The following is a 15,790-nucleotide window of genomic DNA, read 5'->3' as shown; positions in this document are numbered from 1 at the left end:
AGTTTCTTATTACTTATCTAAATATTATGTATTTCATAGTTACCTGTAAACTTACTATAAAAATATGAAATACACTAAATAATCGACTGAAAAATGAAATATTAATTAAATAAAATTCAAACTATAAAGATTAAATGAATATAATTAAAGTAAATATATGAAATTGAGCATAATAATCAACTTTTAATAGATTGTTAAATTTTAATTATACTTTGCACAATATAACTTATATCATATTGATACTTAAAGAATCAGTATAATTATAGATATAATTTAATCTGTAAAATTTATATGAAATGGAGATGATGCTATGACAGAATTGATGATTGTAAGTGGGTTAGTACTATTGATTTGTATAACCTCAAGTAAGGTATTATATAAATTTGGAGTACCAATATTATTGATTTTTATCTTATTGGGTATGTTATTTGGGTCTGATGGAATGGTAGGAATCTATTTTGATAACTATGAGTTAACAAAACAATTATGTTCTATTGGCTTGATATTTATAATGTTTTTTGGAGGATTTGGAACAAACTGGAATATGGCTAAACCAGTTGCAGTACCTTCTATACTGATGTCTTCATTAGGTGTAATAATTACAGCAGGTGTTACAGGTATATTTTGTTACATGGTAATAGGAACTACTTTATTTGAAGGTTTGTTAATTGGAGCAATTGCAGCTTCAACAGATGCTGCATCTGTATTTGCTGTATTACGTTCTCAAAAACTAAACCTAAAAGGTTCTCTTGCTTCATTATTAGAAGTTGAAAGTGGAAGTAATGACCCAATAGCATATATGTTAACATTAATTATTTTGACATTGATGAATAATTCTGGTGTAGAACTTATTATTCCAATGGTAATAAAACAAATAACTTTTGGGTTGGCAATAGGATTTATATTGGCAAAATTATCTGTTTATATTTTGAGAAATTCAAATTTTGAGATAGAAGGATTTTATACTATATTTATTACAGCTATTGCGTTACTTTCTTATGCACTTAGTGAATATGTTGGGGGAAATGGATATTTAAGTGTATATATTTCAGGTATTATTATAGGCAATAGTAAGATACCTCATAAAAGGAGTCTAGTTCATTTCTTTGATGGAATTTCATGGATTATGCAAATAATGTTATTCTTTATGTTAGGATTGTTATCCTTCCCTTCAAAACTACCAAGTGTATTTGGTATAGCAATGGCCATATCTGTATTTATGATAATTATTGCAAGGCCATTAGCCACATTTATAACTCTAGCAAAATTTAAATTTTCAAACAGAGAAAAATTGTTTATATCATGGGTAGGTCTTAGAGGTGCTGCATCAGTAGTTTTTGCAATTTATGCAGTTACTCAAGGAGTAGTCATAGAGAATGATATATTTCATATAATATTTTTCATAGCATTACTTTCAGTAGGACTACAAGGTACGTTGATACCAACTGTAGCAAGGAAGTTAGACTTAGTTGATGATAATACACCTGTATTAAAAACATTTAATGACTATGATGGTGAAATTAGTTCTAAACTTATAGAAGTAAATATAGACGATGATAATAAGTGGGTTAACAAGAGTATAATGGATTCTAATATACCAGAAGAGATATTAATAGTTATGATAAAACGAAAAGAGCAGGTTTTAGTACCTAAAGGGTCAACTGTTATAAAAAGAGGGGATATTTTAGTATTAAGTGGAGACAAAATTGAAGAATTAATATAATTATAATTTATTTAATATTGACTTTGACCTAAGGGAAAGGTTTAAACTTAAATTAATCAAATCTAATGCGCAGGTGATGAGATGTTTTCTATAGGAATGTTTTCTAAAATAAATAAAATAACTACAAAGACATTAAGGTATTATGAAGATATAGGGCTGTTAGAGCCAGAATACGTAGACGAATTTACAAAATACAGATACTATACAACAGAACAATTGCCAAAATTGCATCAAATAATCACCTTAAAACAAATGGGCATATCACTAGTTGAAATAAAAGAAATAATAGAAAAGCCTGAAGAAGTGGAAAGGATTTTAATAAACAAAGAAAAAGAGATATTAGATGTAATAAGGAATGAAGAATATAAGCTTATTAAACTACGTAATTACCTTAAAAACTTAAAAGGAGAAGTCGATATGAATAATGTAATTATTAAGTCTCTACCAAAAGTTAAAATTGCTTCTATGAGAAAAGTATTAAAGAATTATGATGAGCTTTTCAATTTGTTTCCAAATGTAATGGCTGGAGAAATGATGAAATCAGGGTGTACATGTATGGTTCCAGACTATTGTTTTAATATATATCATGATGGTGAATATAGAGAAACAGATATGGATGTTGAGATGTGTCAGGCGATAAATGACCTAAAAGAAGACACAGATTTATTAAAATTTAAAGAAATAGACGAAGTTGAAAATGCAGTTTGTATATTGCATAATGGACCATATTCAACATTAGGAAAAACTTATGCAGATGCATTTAAATGGATACAAGATAATAAATATGAAGTAATAGGGCATTTTAGGGAATCTTATATAGATGGTATATGGAATAAAGAAAATGAAGAAGATTGGTTAACAGAAATTCAGATACCCGTGAAACATATTTTATAATAAATTAAAATAATATATAAGTAATTAAGTAAGGTCTGTCTAAATAAAAAGATAGACCTTATTTTTATATTTAATATATTTTACTAGATTTTTATGTATTTAAATATGCAATTTAAAATAGAGTTTTATACAACTAAGCTTAGAAAAACTGGTCTAACATAAGACATACAATTAATTGTTTAATTTTAATTAATTAATGATAAGATATGAAAATATACAACTTTATAAATAAAATATATTGATATTTTATTTATAAAGTTGTATATTTTCGTTGAGGTGATAAAGTGGAAAAATATAAAGTATTAACGGATAAAGTAAAACAAGTATTTAATGGATTTTATATTGATTATGAAAATGAAGATTTACCATATATAGATTTAGATAGAACTGACAAGATAATACTAAATGAAAGGTATTTTAAAATAGATAGTTTTCCTAAAACGATGGATAAAGAATCTCCACATAGTATCCTTGAGGTATTTTGGGATTTAGATAAAGTAAAGGATAAGTATTTTATACAGGAAAATAAGTTTCTAAGAGCACTATTAATTATAATGAGTTACAGTAAAGAAATAATAATTGTAAGTGAATATTTTGTAAGTGAAAATAAAAAACATATAAAAAGAGTACTAAGTAAAAAGGAGAGTACATATCTAGAACAATTAAGCGATACCTTATTTGATTTTAAAGAAATAGGGTATAATTACTATATAATTGATGCTCTTATGAAGTTGGCACTAAGAGAAAGAGTTTATCTCTCTATATATATGTTGGATTTGGGAATAGGATTAGAAATAAATGGATTATTTAGCAATGTATATATAGGGTTAAATGGAAGTATAGATATAGTTAAGTATATTTGCAATGTAGAGGGCTTGTATGTAAGATAGATTATCAATTGTATAAAATAGTAATTTTAAGAATAGTAGGTGATTGTATGGAAATATTTGCAATAGGTCATTCAAATTATCCATTTGATAAGCTTATTAATATGATAAAAAAATATAATATAAACTGTGTAGTTGACATTAGAGAAACACCATATTCTAAATATAATATTCAGTATAATAGGGAGGCATTCAATGAATCCCTGAGAAAGGCTGGATTTGTATATATATACATGGGCAAGGAATTTGGGGCAAAAAGAACTAATAAAGATGTATATACAAAAGAAGGTTATGCAGATTTTGAAGAGGTAATAAAGGAAGAAGTATTTTTAAAAGGAATCGAAAGATTAAAAAAGGGATGTCAAATGGGTTATAAAATAGTTTTATTAGGTGCAATGCAAGAGCCTATAAGGTGTCATAGAAGTATTTTACTAGGAAAAATATTAAATAAAGAAGGTTTCAATGTAAAATATATAATGCATGAAGGACATTTAGCATCTCAAGAAGATATAGAAGAGTCATTATTAGATAAGTATTTTAGTGATAGAAAACAACTGAGTATTGATAATTTATTAGGAAATGCATTAACAAGAGAAGATATGATACAAGAAGGCTATAGATTAGCTAATAAAGAAATAGGATATAGAACAGAAAAAATAGGTAAGTAAAATATATGAACTACCCAAAAACTTAAACACCATTTGATAAGAAAAATTATTATAAATTTGTAACAGTTAAACATGATGTACTAGCTAAGGTTTTTATGTTAAATTAATATCATTATCTAAAAGGTTACATTGTTTTAAATAGCACATCATGTTGTACTGTTAAAAAATAAAATCTCTAATATTACCATAATCAACTGTTCTATTAAGAGTAGGATGGCTAGATATAAATCTAACTGTAATTTTTGAGTTTAATAAACAAGGATTCGAAGTTAAAAACACTCTGTCTCCATTGACAATAGAAGTAATAGCCACTGGTAAAATATCAACAAATGTATCATATCTACTTTTAGCAATTTGATAAGGATAGTTTCCTACAAAAACAAATAGATTTAAGTCATATATATCATCAACGAACCAAGCCCATTGACCATAAACTTTGTCAATACTTACTGTACCTAAACCAAGTGTATCAAAGTATGTTGCTATAGTTAAATAAATATTTTCCATGTTTTCTAAGTATGAAACAGTATATCTTCTGAAACGTATAGGTGCTGTGGCAGAAATAGGGTAAACCATATTTACATTTAAATTATTCGCATTCAAATTAACCAAAGTATCACATCCTAAAAATAGTCTATAAGATACAATATTTAAATTGATGTGATTTTGTTACAGATATCTTATAAGATTTTATAAATGATTAGAATTAGGATACAAAGTGAATTAACAAGCCTAATAAGATATTCTACACTAATAGGTACAGGTTGGTAATAGTGTCAAATTGTTATTACAGGACTTATATGTGATAATATTATGAAATTGTTATTATTGTACAATAGTGGTACAATATTATCGAAATACAGTGATTGCGTTTGATGTCCAGCTATATTAACTGGTTAATTTAACTCATAAATATTTTAAATCTAGTATCCATAAAAAATAATAAACATAAGATAATTATAAAGATATACTGCGTTCAAATGATATTAAACAAGATTTATATTATTTGAATACAGTATATTATAACGTTGAAAATACAATTCTAAACCTTATGGTATCAATTCATAGTTTGATAAACTAATTAAAAATTAAATTTATATAAAGAGGGAAAAGAGGAAAAGGGATGTTTATAAGGAAGAATGTTATAAGATTAGCAATTCCTATAATGATAGAGCAGACATTTGTTATGCTTTTAGGGGTATTTAATACAATGATGGCAGGTCATATTGGGGAAGAGGCTGTATCTGCAGTTGGAATGGTTGATTCAATCAACAATATATTTATATCTGTATTTGCTGCGCTATCTGTTGGTGCTACTGTTGTTGTAGCTCAACAAATAGGAAAAAGAGATAATGAAAAAGTAAATGAAACTATCAAGCAAGCATTAATATCTGGTGTAATATTATCATTTACAATAACAGTATTAATGTGGATTTTTAGAACAGGTGTAATCAATTTGTTTTATGGTTCAGCAGAAGAATTGGTAAAATCAAATGCAAAACTATACATAGAGTTTACATTATTCACCTATCCATTTATTGCAACACAGCAGATAGCAAATGGTATTCTAAGGGGTTGTGGAGATGTAAAGAAACCTATGTATGTGACTATGTTTATGAATATAGTAAATGTAACATTAGGATATATACTTATATATGGTGTTGATTTAAATACTTTAGGAATAAATTTACAGACACCTTCTTATGGCATAACAGGAGCAGCTATGTCTATTGCCATAGCCAGAATAATCGGATGTATAGTTATTGTAAGGGCTTTGTTTAAAGGGAATGAATTTATATCTATAGGTAAAATATTTCCATTTAAGATTGATGTTGAAACTCAAAAATCTATATTCAATATAGGTATACCAGCAGGGGTTGAACAATTACTTTTTAATGCAGGTAAATTGATTGTTCAAATATTTATAGTTACTATGGGAACATCAGCGATTGCATCAAATGCAATAGGAATGTCAATTGCATCTATTATAAATGTAATTGGAAATGCATTGGCCTTGTCTGCTACCACTTTGGTGGGGCAATATATAGGACGGGGAGACATCAAAGGGGCTAAGAGTACTTTATTGTATCTAACTAAATTTGCAACGGTTTGCTTATTTGCAGTAGGTGCTATATTTATACCAATTGCACCATGGATTTCAAGCATGTATACTCAAAACTCGAATGTAATTGATGTATCAACACAATTGATTCGAAGTGATTGTTTAGCTATGGTAATATGGCCTATATCCTTTGTATTATCAGCAGGGCTGAAAGGTGCTGGAGATACTAGATATACAATGATGACAGCCGTAATAGGAATGTGGATTTTTAGAATTTTTACAGGTTACGTATTAGGGGTTGTATTAGAATTTGGAGTGCTAGGAATTTGGATAGGTATGTATACAGATTGGCTTGTTAGAGGAACATTATATTGTTTGAGATTAAGAGGAACGAAGTGGCTAAAACACAAAGTTGCATAGAAAATAAAAAATCACTTTTAGATAGTAAATTCTATTTAAAAGTGATTTTTTATTTAGAGAATATCATAATTATAAGTATGATATATAGAAAAATTAAAATATGTAAATTAAGTATATAATTATATGGACACTATAAATTATATACTGTAGAGAATTACATAATTTGGCGACAAATATTAGAAATATATATCTATATTTAATAATATATATGGGTATATTATTAAATATAAAAAATATTAGATATTTATTTAATAATAAAGGTGGGTATTTTTATGATAAATAAAATAGGAAAAATAACTCTCTATGTAAATAATCAAGAGGATGCGAAATTGTTTTGGACAGAAAAATTAAATTTTGTGGTAACTTATGAAAAAGAAATGGGTCCAGATATGAAATGGGTGGAAGTAGCACCAAGTAAAAATGAATTTACAACATTTGTATTGTATGATAAAAATCTGATGATGAAGCAAAATCAAGATGTAAATTTATTGCATCCATCAATAATTTTAAGTACAAGAGATATTCATGGAACTTATGAACAGATAGCAAAGAATAAAGTTGAAGTAGGGGAATTAATGGAGATGCCTTATGGAAGAATGTTTTCTTTTAAAGACCAAGATGGAAATTCTTACTTAGTCAGAGAAGATAAATAATTTTGTAAAGTGTTAAATTTACTCAATATCTGATATAATTAGATACAATAATTATTATAATTTAGTATTAAACGATAATTATATAATTAAAAATCAATTGTAAAATTTGAGTAGAGGTGATAAAATGTTTAAGAAAATGGCAGTACTAAAAGATATAGCAACTAAAATAGGACGTAAAAAAGCGTATGAATTATTAGAAATGGTTGAAGGTAATGACGCTTTTGTAGCTGAAGTAAAAATAAAAAAGAATGGGATTGAATCTAAAAAAGAAGAAATCATGTTAAAAGATAATCAAAAAATAATATTAGAGTATATAGAAGGTTAATTTTTAGATACATATATAATTAAATAATACTGATTTTTAAAGATGAGTTATGAAAACTCATCTTTTTTATTTTTTCATAACTTTGTTTTATATTTAATATATATTTTATCCCTTAGAGTTGCTGAGATATAAAAAGTACTGATATAATAAAAGAATGGATATAAATGTAATATTTTACAGAAAAGAGGGGTATTATGCTTGAAATAAAAAATCTTTCCTTTAATGTTGAGTCTAACAATGAGGAGCTAGGAATAATAAATGATGTTAGCCTTTCATTTGAAAAAGGCAAACTTATTGTTATCACAGGACCAAATGGTGGAGGAAAATCCACAATTGCTAAGCTTATTATGGGAATTGAAAAAGCCACTAGCGGTCAAATACTTTTAGATGGAGAAGATATAACTAATCTTAGCATCACAGAAAGAGCAAAAAAAGGAATAGGATATGCATTTCAACAACCACCAAGAATAAAAGGTATGACAGTTGAAAACCTGCTTACTCTTGCTCATGGAAAACCATTGTCTACTGATGTGTGTTGTCAATATCTTACAGATGTTGGATTGTGCTCAAAAGACTATTTAAATCGTGAAGTTGATAACTCTCTTTCTGGAGGGGAAATGAAAAGAATCGAGATAGCAACTCTTTTTGCTAGAGATTTAAAGGTTTCTATATTTGATGAACCTGAAGCAGGTATAGACCTTTGGAGTTTTGGAAAGCTTAATGAAAGTTTTAAGAAAATTCATGGGGAATCTGACCAAACTATAATCATAATTTCTCACCAAGAAAGAATACTAGAGTTAGCTGATGAAATAATTGTTTTACAAGATGGTTCAGTAAAAAGCCATGGAACAAAAGATGCTATATTACCTGAAATCATGTGCCAAGTTAATTCAAACTGTGAATTAATGAAAGATATGAATTAATTAGAAAGGAAGGCAAATTAAATGAACAAAATAGACTTAAATCTTTTAGAAAAAGTTGCTGAACTTCGTGGAACTCCATTAGGAGCATACAATATACGTAAAAATGGACAAGGTATAGAAAGACATTCAACTGAAAATGTAACTATAGCTCCAAAGACTGATAAACCTGGAATTGATATTATAGTAAAACCAAACACTAAAGGAGAAAATGTTCATATACCAGTAATAGTAACAGAAGCTGGTGTACAAGACATGGTTTATAATGATTTTGAAATTGGAGAAAATGCAGATGTTGTTATAATTGCTGGTTGTGGTATACATAATTGTGGTAATGATGACAGTGAACACAATGGAATACATAGATTCTTCTTACATAAAGGAGCTCGTCTAAAATATGTGGAAAAACATTATGGCGAAGGTGATGGAGAAGGAAAAAGAATTTTAAATCCAGTTACGATTGTTAATATGGGTGAAGATTCATATTGTGAAATGGAAACAATTCAGATTAAAGGTGTTGATTCAACTAAAAGAGAAATGGATGCTACTTTAGGTAAAGGAGCAAAGATAGTTGTATTTGAAAAGTTGTTAACTCATGGAAATCAAGTTGCAGAATCTAATATGAAGGTTATATTGGAAGGTGAAAATTCTTCTGCTCAAGTAATTTCTCGTACAGTTGGTCAAGACAACTCTAAACAAAAATTTAATCCTTGTGTTATTGGGGATTCTCTTTGTTCTGCACATGTTCAATGTGACTCAATAATTATGGGAAATTCTCAAATTAGTGCTATACCTGAAATTGCTGCAAACCATCCAGATGCTCTTTTAGTACATGAAGCAGCAATTGGAAAGATTGCAGGAGACCAAATTTTAAAGATGATGACATTAGGACTTACAGAAGAAGAAGCAGAACAACAAATACTAAATTGTTTTTTAAAGTAAGTCCAAGTTTTTATTTAATTTAATATAATTAATATAGTATAATATAATGAATAAGTCTAAAATTTTTTATTTTTAGACTTATTTTCTTTATGTAAGATAAAACTATTAGAGAAATTATACTGTAATTAGGATGTGGAATAAATGAAAAACTTACTTATAAGAAATGGCACAATAATATCTCCAAAAGATGGTATCAAATTTGAGAAAAGAGATATCTTGGTTTTACATGGAAAGATATGTGATATTGGATTAAATCTTAAAGAGATGATAAGAAAAGAAAAAATACTCATAAACAAAGAGTTTGAGATAATAAATGCTAACAACATGTATATTTCTCCTGGATTTATAGATGTTCATACCCATTGTTATAAGAGAAAATTACCTACAGGTATGGATTCTGATTCAATTGGAATTGAAAAAGGTTCAACAGTTATATTTGATGCAGGTACAGCAGGTCCTGTAAATTACTACGATTTTAAGAAAAAATATATGGATGAATGTAAGACTGAAGTGTATTCATTTTTAAATGTAACTAATGAGGGATTAAATATATTGAATGAATCAACATCTTTAGATGTTATAAATTTTGATAACATTGAGTCTATTGTAGAAAAAAACATGGAAAAGATAAAAGGTATAAAAGTAAAAGCAAGTAAATTTCAATCTAGTACAGATGGTATAGATATAATTAAGAAGTCAAAGCAAATTGCAGAAAAATTAAATTTACCATTAGTGGTATATATAGGGGAGTATCCATCATATATAGATGAAGTAATGAATATTTTGGGAAAGGGAGATGTAGTTACGCCTGTATATGGAAATAGCACAAATGGAATATTTAATGAATCTGGCAGTTTGAGAGAATCTGTATTAAATGCAAAAGATAGAGGTGTATTATTTGATGTATGCCATGGATTAGAGCAGTTTGATTTTGAAGTCTTTAAAAAAGCAGTAAATCAAGGATTAGAGCCAGATTTAATAAGTACAGATATGCATATAAAAAATATGAAAGATATACATTATTCTCTTTTAAATGTTGTAAATAAAATCATGGAACTTGGTATACCTCTAGAAAAATGTATAGAAAAAGTAACTGAATATCCAACAAAAGTTTTTAATTTGCAAGGAAGTCAAGGTAGGATAAAAATTGGTGGAGAAGGTGATTTTACAATATTTACAATAGATGATAGTGAAGAAATTATAACAGATTATAATAATAATGAACTAATGCTAAATAAAAAATTGAACTTACAATATACTATAAAATCATGGATGAAAAGTAGTGAAGTTTATAGACATTCGTATGATGGCACTGTAATAAATTAAGTTATATTGAAAAAAAAGGAAAAATATGTTTAAATTAGTATATATTGGATAAATATGTAATGGAACAATAATTATAATTTTAGGGGAGGTATTTTAGTATGAAAGCATTTGTTGATAAAGATGTATGTGTAGCTTGTGGAGCGTGTATAGGAACATGTCCAGACGTTTTTAGTATGAGTGATGAAGGACATTCAGTTGCAATTGAAGGAGAAATACCAGCAGAATTACAAGATTTATGTAAAGAAGCAGAAGAAGGATGTCCAGTTTCAGCTATAACAGTTAAATAAGACTGTTTAGATTTAGTTTCAAGACAACATATAAGATTTGATTATTATTTAAGCTATAGTATTAGATTAAGATTCTATTACTATAGCTTTTTAAAATATATAAACTCAAAAGATAATGTATTATTTTTATAAAAAGTGGAGGACTTAAGTATGAAGAAAAATTATGAAATAGTGCTGTTTGACCTAGATGGAACACTTACAGACCCTAAAGAAGGAATAACAAAGTCTATTCAATATTCTTTAAATAGTTTTGGTATAGAAGAAGAATTGGATAACTTAGAACAATTTATAGGGCCCCCCCTACATGCTACTTTCAAAGACTATTATAAATTTGAAGATGAAAAGGCAACAGAAGCTGTTGAAAAATATAGAGAATACTTTTCTGACAGAGGAATATTTGAAAATAAAATCTATAAAGACATAAAGGAGACTTTAAAAATACTTTATGAGAATGGGAAAACATTATTATTAGCTACTTCTAAACCAACAGTTTTTGCAGAAACCATACTTAAATATTTTGGTATAGATAGTTATTTTAAATATATCGCAGGTAGTAACCTTGATGGTACAAGAGTAAATAAAAATGAAGTTATAGAATATGTGTTAGATTTGTGTGGTGTAACAGATAAAGATAAGGTCATTATGATTGGCGATAGAAAATACGATATAATTGGAGCTAATAAAATAGGTGTAGATTCTATAGGGGTATTGTATGGATATGGTTCTTTTGATGAAATTAGTAAGAGCAATCCTACCTATATTGTCGAAAGTGTTAAATCTATAAAAGATATTTTGCTATAAATATCTTTTATAGACAAAAACAATACAAAATGGTGTAGCATATTTAAAAATATGATATTATAATTAAGGAAGCCATTTAAAAAAGAGGAGGATGCACTTGAAATGAAATCTATTTTAATCATGGGTGGAAGCGACTTCATAGGTTCTGCACTTGCTAAGCGTTTAATTAAATGTGGGTATCAAATAGATATACTTACGAATGGTAAAAAGGAAATAGATTATAAAGGATTTAGAGAGCACTTAATTTGCGATAGAAAAGTACGCAAAGATATGGAAAACATTATCAATGGAAGACAGTACGATTACATATATGATATGACAGCATATACAAAAGAGGATGTTGGTAATCTTATTGATTTTGTGAACTTAGATAGCTTAAAAAAATACATAGTATTGTCAGCAGGAGCCGTATACAAAGATAGTGGAAGAAATGTAAAAGAAGATAATGAAAAAGGTGAAAATGAAAACTGGGGTAAATATGGACTTAACAAAAAAGAAACAGAAGATTTTGTTATAAATAGTTCTATACCATATATAATTATTAGGCCAACTTATATATATGGTGAAAATAATAATTTGTATAGAGAATACTATTTCTTTGAAAAAATAGAAAAAAACGAAAAAATACCAGTACCTAAAGGAAAACAAGTAAGCAATCAATTTATATATATTGGGGATTTAGTAAAAGTGTTGGAAAGTGTAATGAAAAATTCTCATGTGAGAGAAGCGTATAATGTAACAAATCCACAGTTAATATCTTGGGATGAACTTATATATACATGTGGAGAAGTTATTGGGAAGGAACCTATTATAAAATATGTAGACATGGAAAAAGTTGAGTTTAGAGAGAGAACTTACTTCCCGTTTAGAAATATAGACTTTAATCTAGATATAAATAAGCTTATTGAACATGGTCTTTATATACCAAATGTTTTATTAAAAGAAGGCCTTACAACAACATATAAATGGTTCTTAGCCAATAAACCAAAATTACATGATAGAAAAATGGATAAAGTTGAGTCTGTAATGCAAATAGTTTAAGATAATAAATAAGTAGGTAGATACTTTGAAATTAAAGATAAAGCGTTTTTTAAAATTTTTTATATTGATATTTGTTTTAATTTTTATATACTCAGTTGCAATAGAACCGAGTCTATTAATTGTGAAAAAATATAATATAAATGAAGATGGAAACATGATTAAAGAAGATATAGTAAAAAATGAGAATGAGATTATAAAAGTAGTTCAGATTTCAGATACTCAAATAGGCAGTTTTTATTCGACTAATAAACTTAAAAAAGTAGCTAATAAGGTGAATGCCTTAAATCCAGATATATTAGTATTTACTGGAGATTTAATTGATTATTCTAATAAAAATCCAGATATAGATGAAATTACAAAGATTTTATCTAGTATGAATGCAAGGTTAGGAAAGTTTTCAGTATTTGGTAATCATGATTATATGTATAAACTTCCTAGGTATTATAGACAAATTATGAAAAACTCTAACTTTCATCTTTTAGTTAATGAAAATAAGAAAATAAGACTTGAAGACAATAAGTATATTAATATACTTGGAGCTGATGAGATATTAAATGGTAATCCAAATATACGAGATTTGGAAAGCAAAACTGATTATAATAGTTTTAATTTATTATTAGCACATGAACCAGATTTGGTAGATATGCTCAGTAAAGATACAATGAATTTAGTTTTATCTGGACATAGTCATGGTGGTCAAATAAGGTTGCCTTTCAAGGGTGCTTTAGTTACTCCTCCATATGGAAGGAAATACACTAAAGGATTTTATGATATAAAGGGAAATCATCTATATGTGAGTTCTGGTCTTGGAAGTACAAAGTTGCCATTTAGATTTTTTAATGTACCAGAGATAGTCGAATTTAATATTCTAATCTAGTATAAAATATTGTTTTTATGAAATATAGAGGGATAGAAATTTTAAGAATAAATTGAGTTAAGAATATAAAAAGTTTAAGTTATAGTTAATACATTTATTAGAATTGATAATAATATTAATAACTATTAAAATATAGATATAAAAAATAATAAAAATATAAAAGATTATAATATAGCAAGATTGTGTCAATTATAAATAGAGAGTATTTATAATTAATACAATCTTGTGTTTCTTTATATAAAGATATTAATTTTTATACAATGTATGAAAATGATTTAATGTTATATTTAAATTACTTTAAATAAATATTTTTTATATTTTCCTTATCCCATATAAAAAATTTTTCTGAATTATTTAAAGCTCCAAATACATTTCTTTTAAAATCTGGCATTTCTTTATTTAAATTCGCAATAAGGTTTTTTATGTATTCTCTCCCAGTATGGCCATTTGCAGGACATGGGTTTGCTATGATAGGATAGTTACACTCCTTTGAAATCTTCTTAGTCATATATTCTTCTATGTAAATCATTGGTCTTATAACAGTTAAATCTTGTCTATCTAAGTATGTTTTTGGCGAAAAACAATTAACTCTTCCTTCATAAAACATAGACATTAAAAATGTCTCAATAGCATCATCCTTATGGTGTCCAAGAGCTACTTTGTTGCACCCAAGTTTCTTTGCGTTGTCATTTAAAGCACCTCTTCTTAAATTAGCACATAGTGCACAAGGATTTTTTTCTTTTCTTATATCAAATACAATTTCTTTTATATTAGTTTGAAATTCATAAAAAGGTACATTTATTTCCTCACATAATTTGTTTAATGGTGAGTTATCAATTCCACCAGTATTTAGTGTTACAGCTATTAATTCAAACTTTTGTGGAGAAAATCTTTGATAATTTTTAAGTATATGAAGTAATGTCAAACTATCTTTTCCACCAGAAAGGCCAACTGCAATTTTATCATTTTCTTGTATCATATCAAAGTCTTGTATAGCCTTACGAGCTTTACTAAGAAGTTTTTGCATAGACATTTTTAGCACCATCCTTTATTTGAAAATATAAACTTAAGAATAACTTAAGGTTTACTTATAAAATACTTAAAACTTATACTCTAAAATTAACGTTAATAAACATAACGAAGGAGACGATTCAACCATGAAAAAATTAAAATTGATGTTAGGCATTATAGTAGTAGTATTTATAAGTATGTTTATAGTTAAAGATAAAATTCTGAAAGATGAAGAACCAACTGGAACTGCTCAATTTGATTCATCTCAAGATGTTGAAACAGATTCTCAGAAAAAAAATCACTCAAATAGTATAGCAGATAATATATTATTGGTAAACAAGACAAATGAACTTAGTAAAGATTATATGCCGAAAGACATTACTAAGGTAAATATAGAATTTGTTCCAGAAGCTACTGAAGAGGAAAAACAAATGGCAGGAGAACCTGCAAAAGCAGTAGAAGACTTAGTTAGACAAGCTAATGAAGAAGGAATACAGTTTTTAGGGTCTTCAGCATATAGGTCTTATGAGACTCAACAAGATACTTATACAAGAAGAGTAAATTCTCAAGGTCAGGAAAAAGCTGATGCATATGTAGCAAAACCTGGACATAGTGAACATCAATCTGGACTGTGTATTGACTTGACAAATCCAGAGAGATGGTTTGTTGGAAGTACAAAAGAAGCTATATGGTTGGCAGAAAATGCTCATAAATTTGGATTTATAATAAGATATCCTAAAGGTAAAGAAGATATAACAGGTACAGCATATGAGCCATGGCATATTAGATATGTGGGTAAGGATGTTGCTGAGGAAATTTATTCAAAAGGGTTAACTTTAGAAGAATATTTGCAAAACAAATAATAAAACAACATAACATAAATTGTATGATATTACTAAATGTAATATAAATAAATTTGATACTAGACTACTTTAAGTATAGTATAATTTTAG

Annotated in this window: 17 protein-coding genes; 15 read left to right on the top strand and 2 right to left on the bottom strand. The window is 27.3% G+C overall.

Annotation, left to right across the window (positions count from 1 at the left end):
* Positions 1 to 310 precede the first annotated feature (310 nt).
* From IC758_RS19095 to IC758_RS19080, 4 genes are all read left to right on the top strand, one after another.
* Positions 311 to 1,723, top strand: a complete 1,413-nt coding sequence (locus IC758_RS19095; protein ID WP_227436450.1) for a potassium/proton antiporter — start codon at positions 311 to 313, stop codon at positions 1,721 to 1,723.
* 81 nt (positions 1,724 to 1,804) lie between these two features.
* On the top strand, positions 1,805 to 2,617 hold the full coding sequence (locus IC758_RS19090) for a MerR family transcriptional regulator (RefSeq protein WP_227860672.1): 813 nt from the start codon (positions 1,805 to 1,807) through the stop codon (positions 2,615 to 2,617).
* A 284-nt stretch (positions 2,618 to 2,901) separates the two neighbouring features.
* Positions 2,902 to 3,507: a hypothetical protein gene (locus tag IC758_RS19085; RefSeq protein ID WP_227845254.1), complete on the top strand. Its 606-nt coding sequence runs from the start codon at positions 2,902 to 2,904 to the stop codon at positions 3,505 to 3,507.
* Between the two features lie 47 nt (positions 3,508 to 3,554).
* Positions 3,555 to 4,172 carry a DUF488 family protein gene (locus IC758_RS19080; RefSeq protein ID WP_227483295.1) on the top strand — a complete coding sequence of 206 codons (618 nt, stop codon included), beginning with the start codon at positions 3,555 to 3,557 and terminating at the stop codon, positions 4,170 to 4,172.
* A 159-nt stretch (positions 4,173 to 4,331) separates the two neighbouring features.
* Here the strand turns inward: IC758_RS19080 and IC758_RS19075 are convergent, their stop codons facing one another.
* Entirely contained in the window at positions 4,332 to 4,784 is a 453-nt protein-coding gene (locus IC758_RS19075; protein ID WP_227436443.1) for a staygreen family protein, read from the bottom strand.
* Between the two features lie 511 nt (positions 4,785 to 5,295).
* Between IC758_RS19075 and IC758_RS19070 the strand changes: the two genes are divergently transcribed.
* From IC758_RS19070 to IC758_RS19025, 10 genes are all read left to right on the top strand, one after another.
* Complete coding sequence (locus IC758_RS19070; RefSeq protein WP_227436441.1) at positions 5,296 to 6,654, top strand: MATE family efflux transporter; 1,359 nt, start codon at positions 5,296 to 5,298, stop codon at positions 6,652 to 6,654.
* 272 nt (positions 6,655 to 6,926) lie between these two features.
* Positions 6,927 to 7,307: a VOC family protein gene (locus tag IC758_RS19065; RefSeq protein WP_227436439.1), complete on the top strand. Its 381-nt coding sequence runs from the start codon at positions 6,927 to 6,929 to the stop codon at positions 7,305 to 7,307.
* Positions 7,308 to 7,431: 124 nt separating this feature from the next.
* Positions 7,432 to 7,632: a hypothetical protein gene (locus IC758_RS19060; RefSeq protein WP_003420681.1), complete on the top strand. Its 201-nt coding sequence runs from the start codon at positions 7,432 to 7,434 to the stop codon at positions 7,630 to 7,632.
* Positions 7,633 to 7,826: 194 nt separating this feature from the next.
* A complete protein-coding gene (locus tag IC758_RS19055) occupies positions 7,827 to 8,555 on the top strand; it encodes an ABC transporter ATP-binding protein (protein ID WP_227825061.1) in 729 nt (242 codons plus the stop codon).
* A 21-nt stretch (positions 8,556 to 8,576) separates the two neighbouring features.
* On the top strand, positions 8,577 to 9,494 hold the full coding sequence (locus IC758_RS19050; protein ID WP_227436436.1) for a SufB/SufD family protein: 918 nt from the start codon (positions 8,577 to 8,579) through the stop codon (positions 9,492 to 9,494).
* A 141-nt stretch (positions 9,495 to 9,635) separates the two neighbouring features.
* Positions 9,636 to 10,820: an amidohydrolase family protein gene (locus tag IC758_RS19045; RefSeq protein WP_227825060.1), complete on the top strand. Its 1,185-nt coding sequence runs from the start codon at positions 9,636 to 9,638 to the stop codon at positions 10,818 to 10,820.
* Between the two features lie 98 nt (positions 10,821 to 10,918).
* Positions 10,919 to 11,107 carry a ferredoxin gene (locus tag IC758_RS19040; protein ID WP_227436432.1) on the top strand — a complete coding sequence of 63 codons (189 nt, stop codon included), beginning with the start codon at positions 10,919 to 10,921 and terminating at the stop codon, positions 11,105 to 11,107.
* Positions 11,108 to 11,257: 150 nt separating this feature from the next.
* The gene (locus tag IC758_RS19035; RefSeq protein ID WP_227860671.1) at positions 11,258 to 11,908 is read left to right on the top strand and encodes an HAD family hydrolase; all 651 of its coding nucleotides are present in this window, start codon (positions 11,258 to 11,260) and stop codon (positions 11,906 to 11,908) included.
* A 102-nt stretch (positions 11,909 to 12,010) separates the two neighbouring features.
* Entirely contained in the window at positions 12,011 to 12,949 is a 939-nt protein-coding gene (locus IC758_RS19030; RefSeq protein WP_227436429.1) for an SDR family oxidoreductase, read from the top strand.
* Positions 12,950 to 12,974: 25 nt separating this feature from the next.
* The gene (locus IC758_RS19025; RefSeq protein WP_227483291.1) at positions 12,975 to 13,826 is read left to right on the top strand and encodes a metallophosphoesterase; all 852 of its coding nucleotides are present in this window, start codon (positions 12,975 to 12,977) and stop codon (positions 13,824 to 13,826) included.
* A 292-nt stretch (positions 13,827 to 14,118) separates the two neighbouring features.
* Here the strand turns inward: IC758_RS19025 and IC758_RS19020 are convergent, their stop codons facing one another.
* Positions 14,119 to 14,859 (bottom strand): tRNA 2-thiocytidine biosynthesis TtcA family protein, encoded by a 741-nt coding sequence (locus IC758_RS19020; RefSeq protein ID WP_227860670.1) that lies wholly within the window; start codon positions 14,857 to 14,859, stop codon positions 14,119 to 14,121.
* A 124-nt stretch (positions 14,860 to 14,983) separates the two neighbouring features.
* Between IC758_RS19020 and IC758_RS19015 the strand changes: the two genes are divergently transcribed.
* A complete protein-coding gene (locus IC758_RS19015; RefSeq protein WP_227825058.1) occupies positions 14,984 to 15,700 on the top strand; it encodes a M15 family metallopeptidase in 717 nt (238 codons plus the stop codon).
* Positions 15,701 to 15,790 lie beyond the last annotated feature (90 nt).

The sequence above is a fragment of the Clostridioides sp. ES-W-0016-02 genome (assembly GCF_020641035.1).
Classification (GTDB): domain Bacteria; phylum Bacillota; class Clostridia; order Peptostreptococcales; family Peptostreptococcaceae; genus Clostridioides.
The sequence above is the reverse complement of the archived record's forward strand: the minus strand, read 5'-3'. Positions and strand labels throughout refer to the sequence as shown.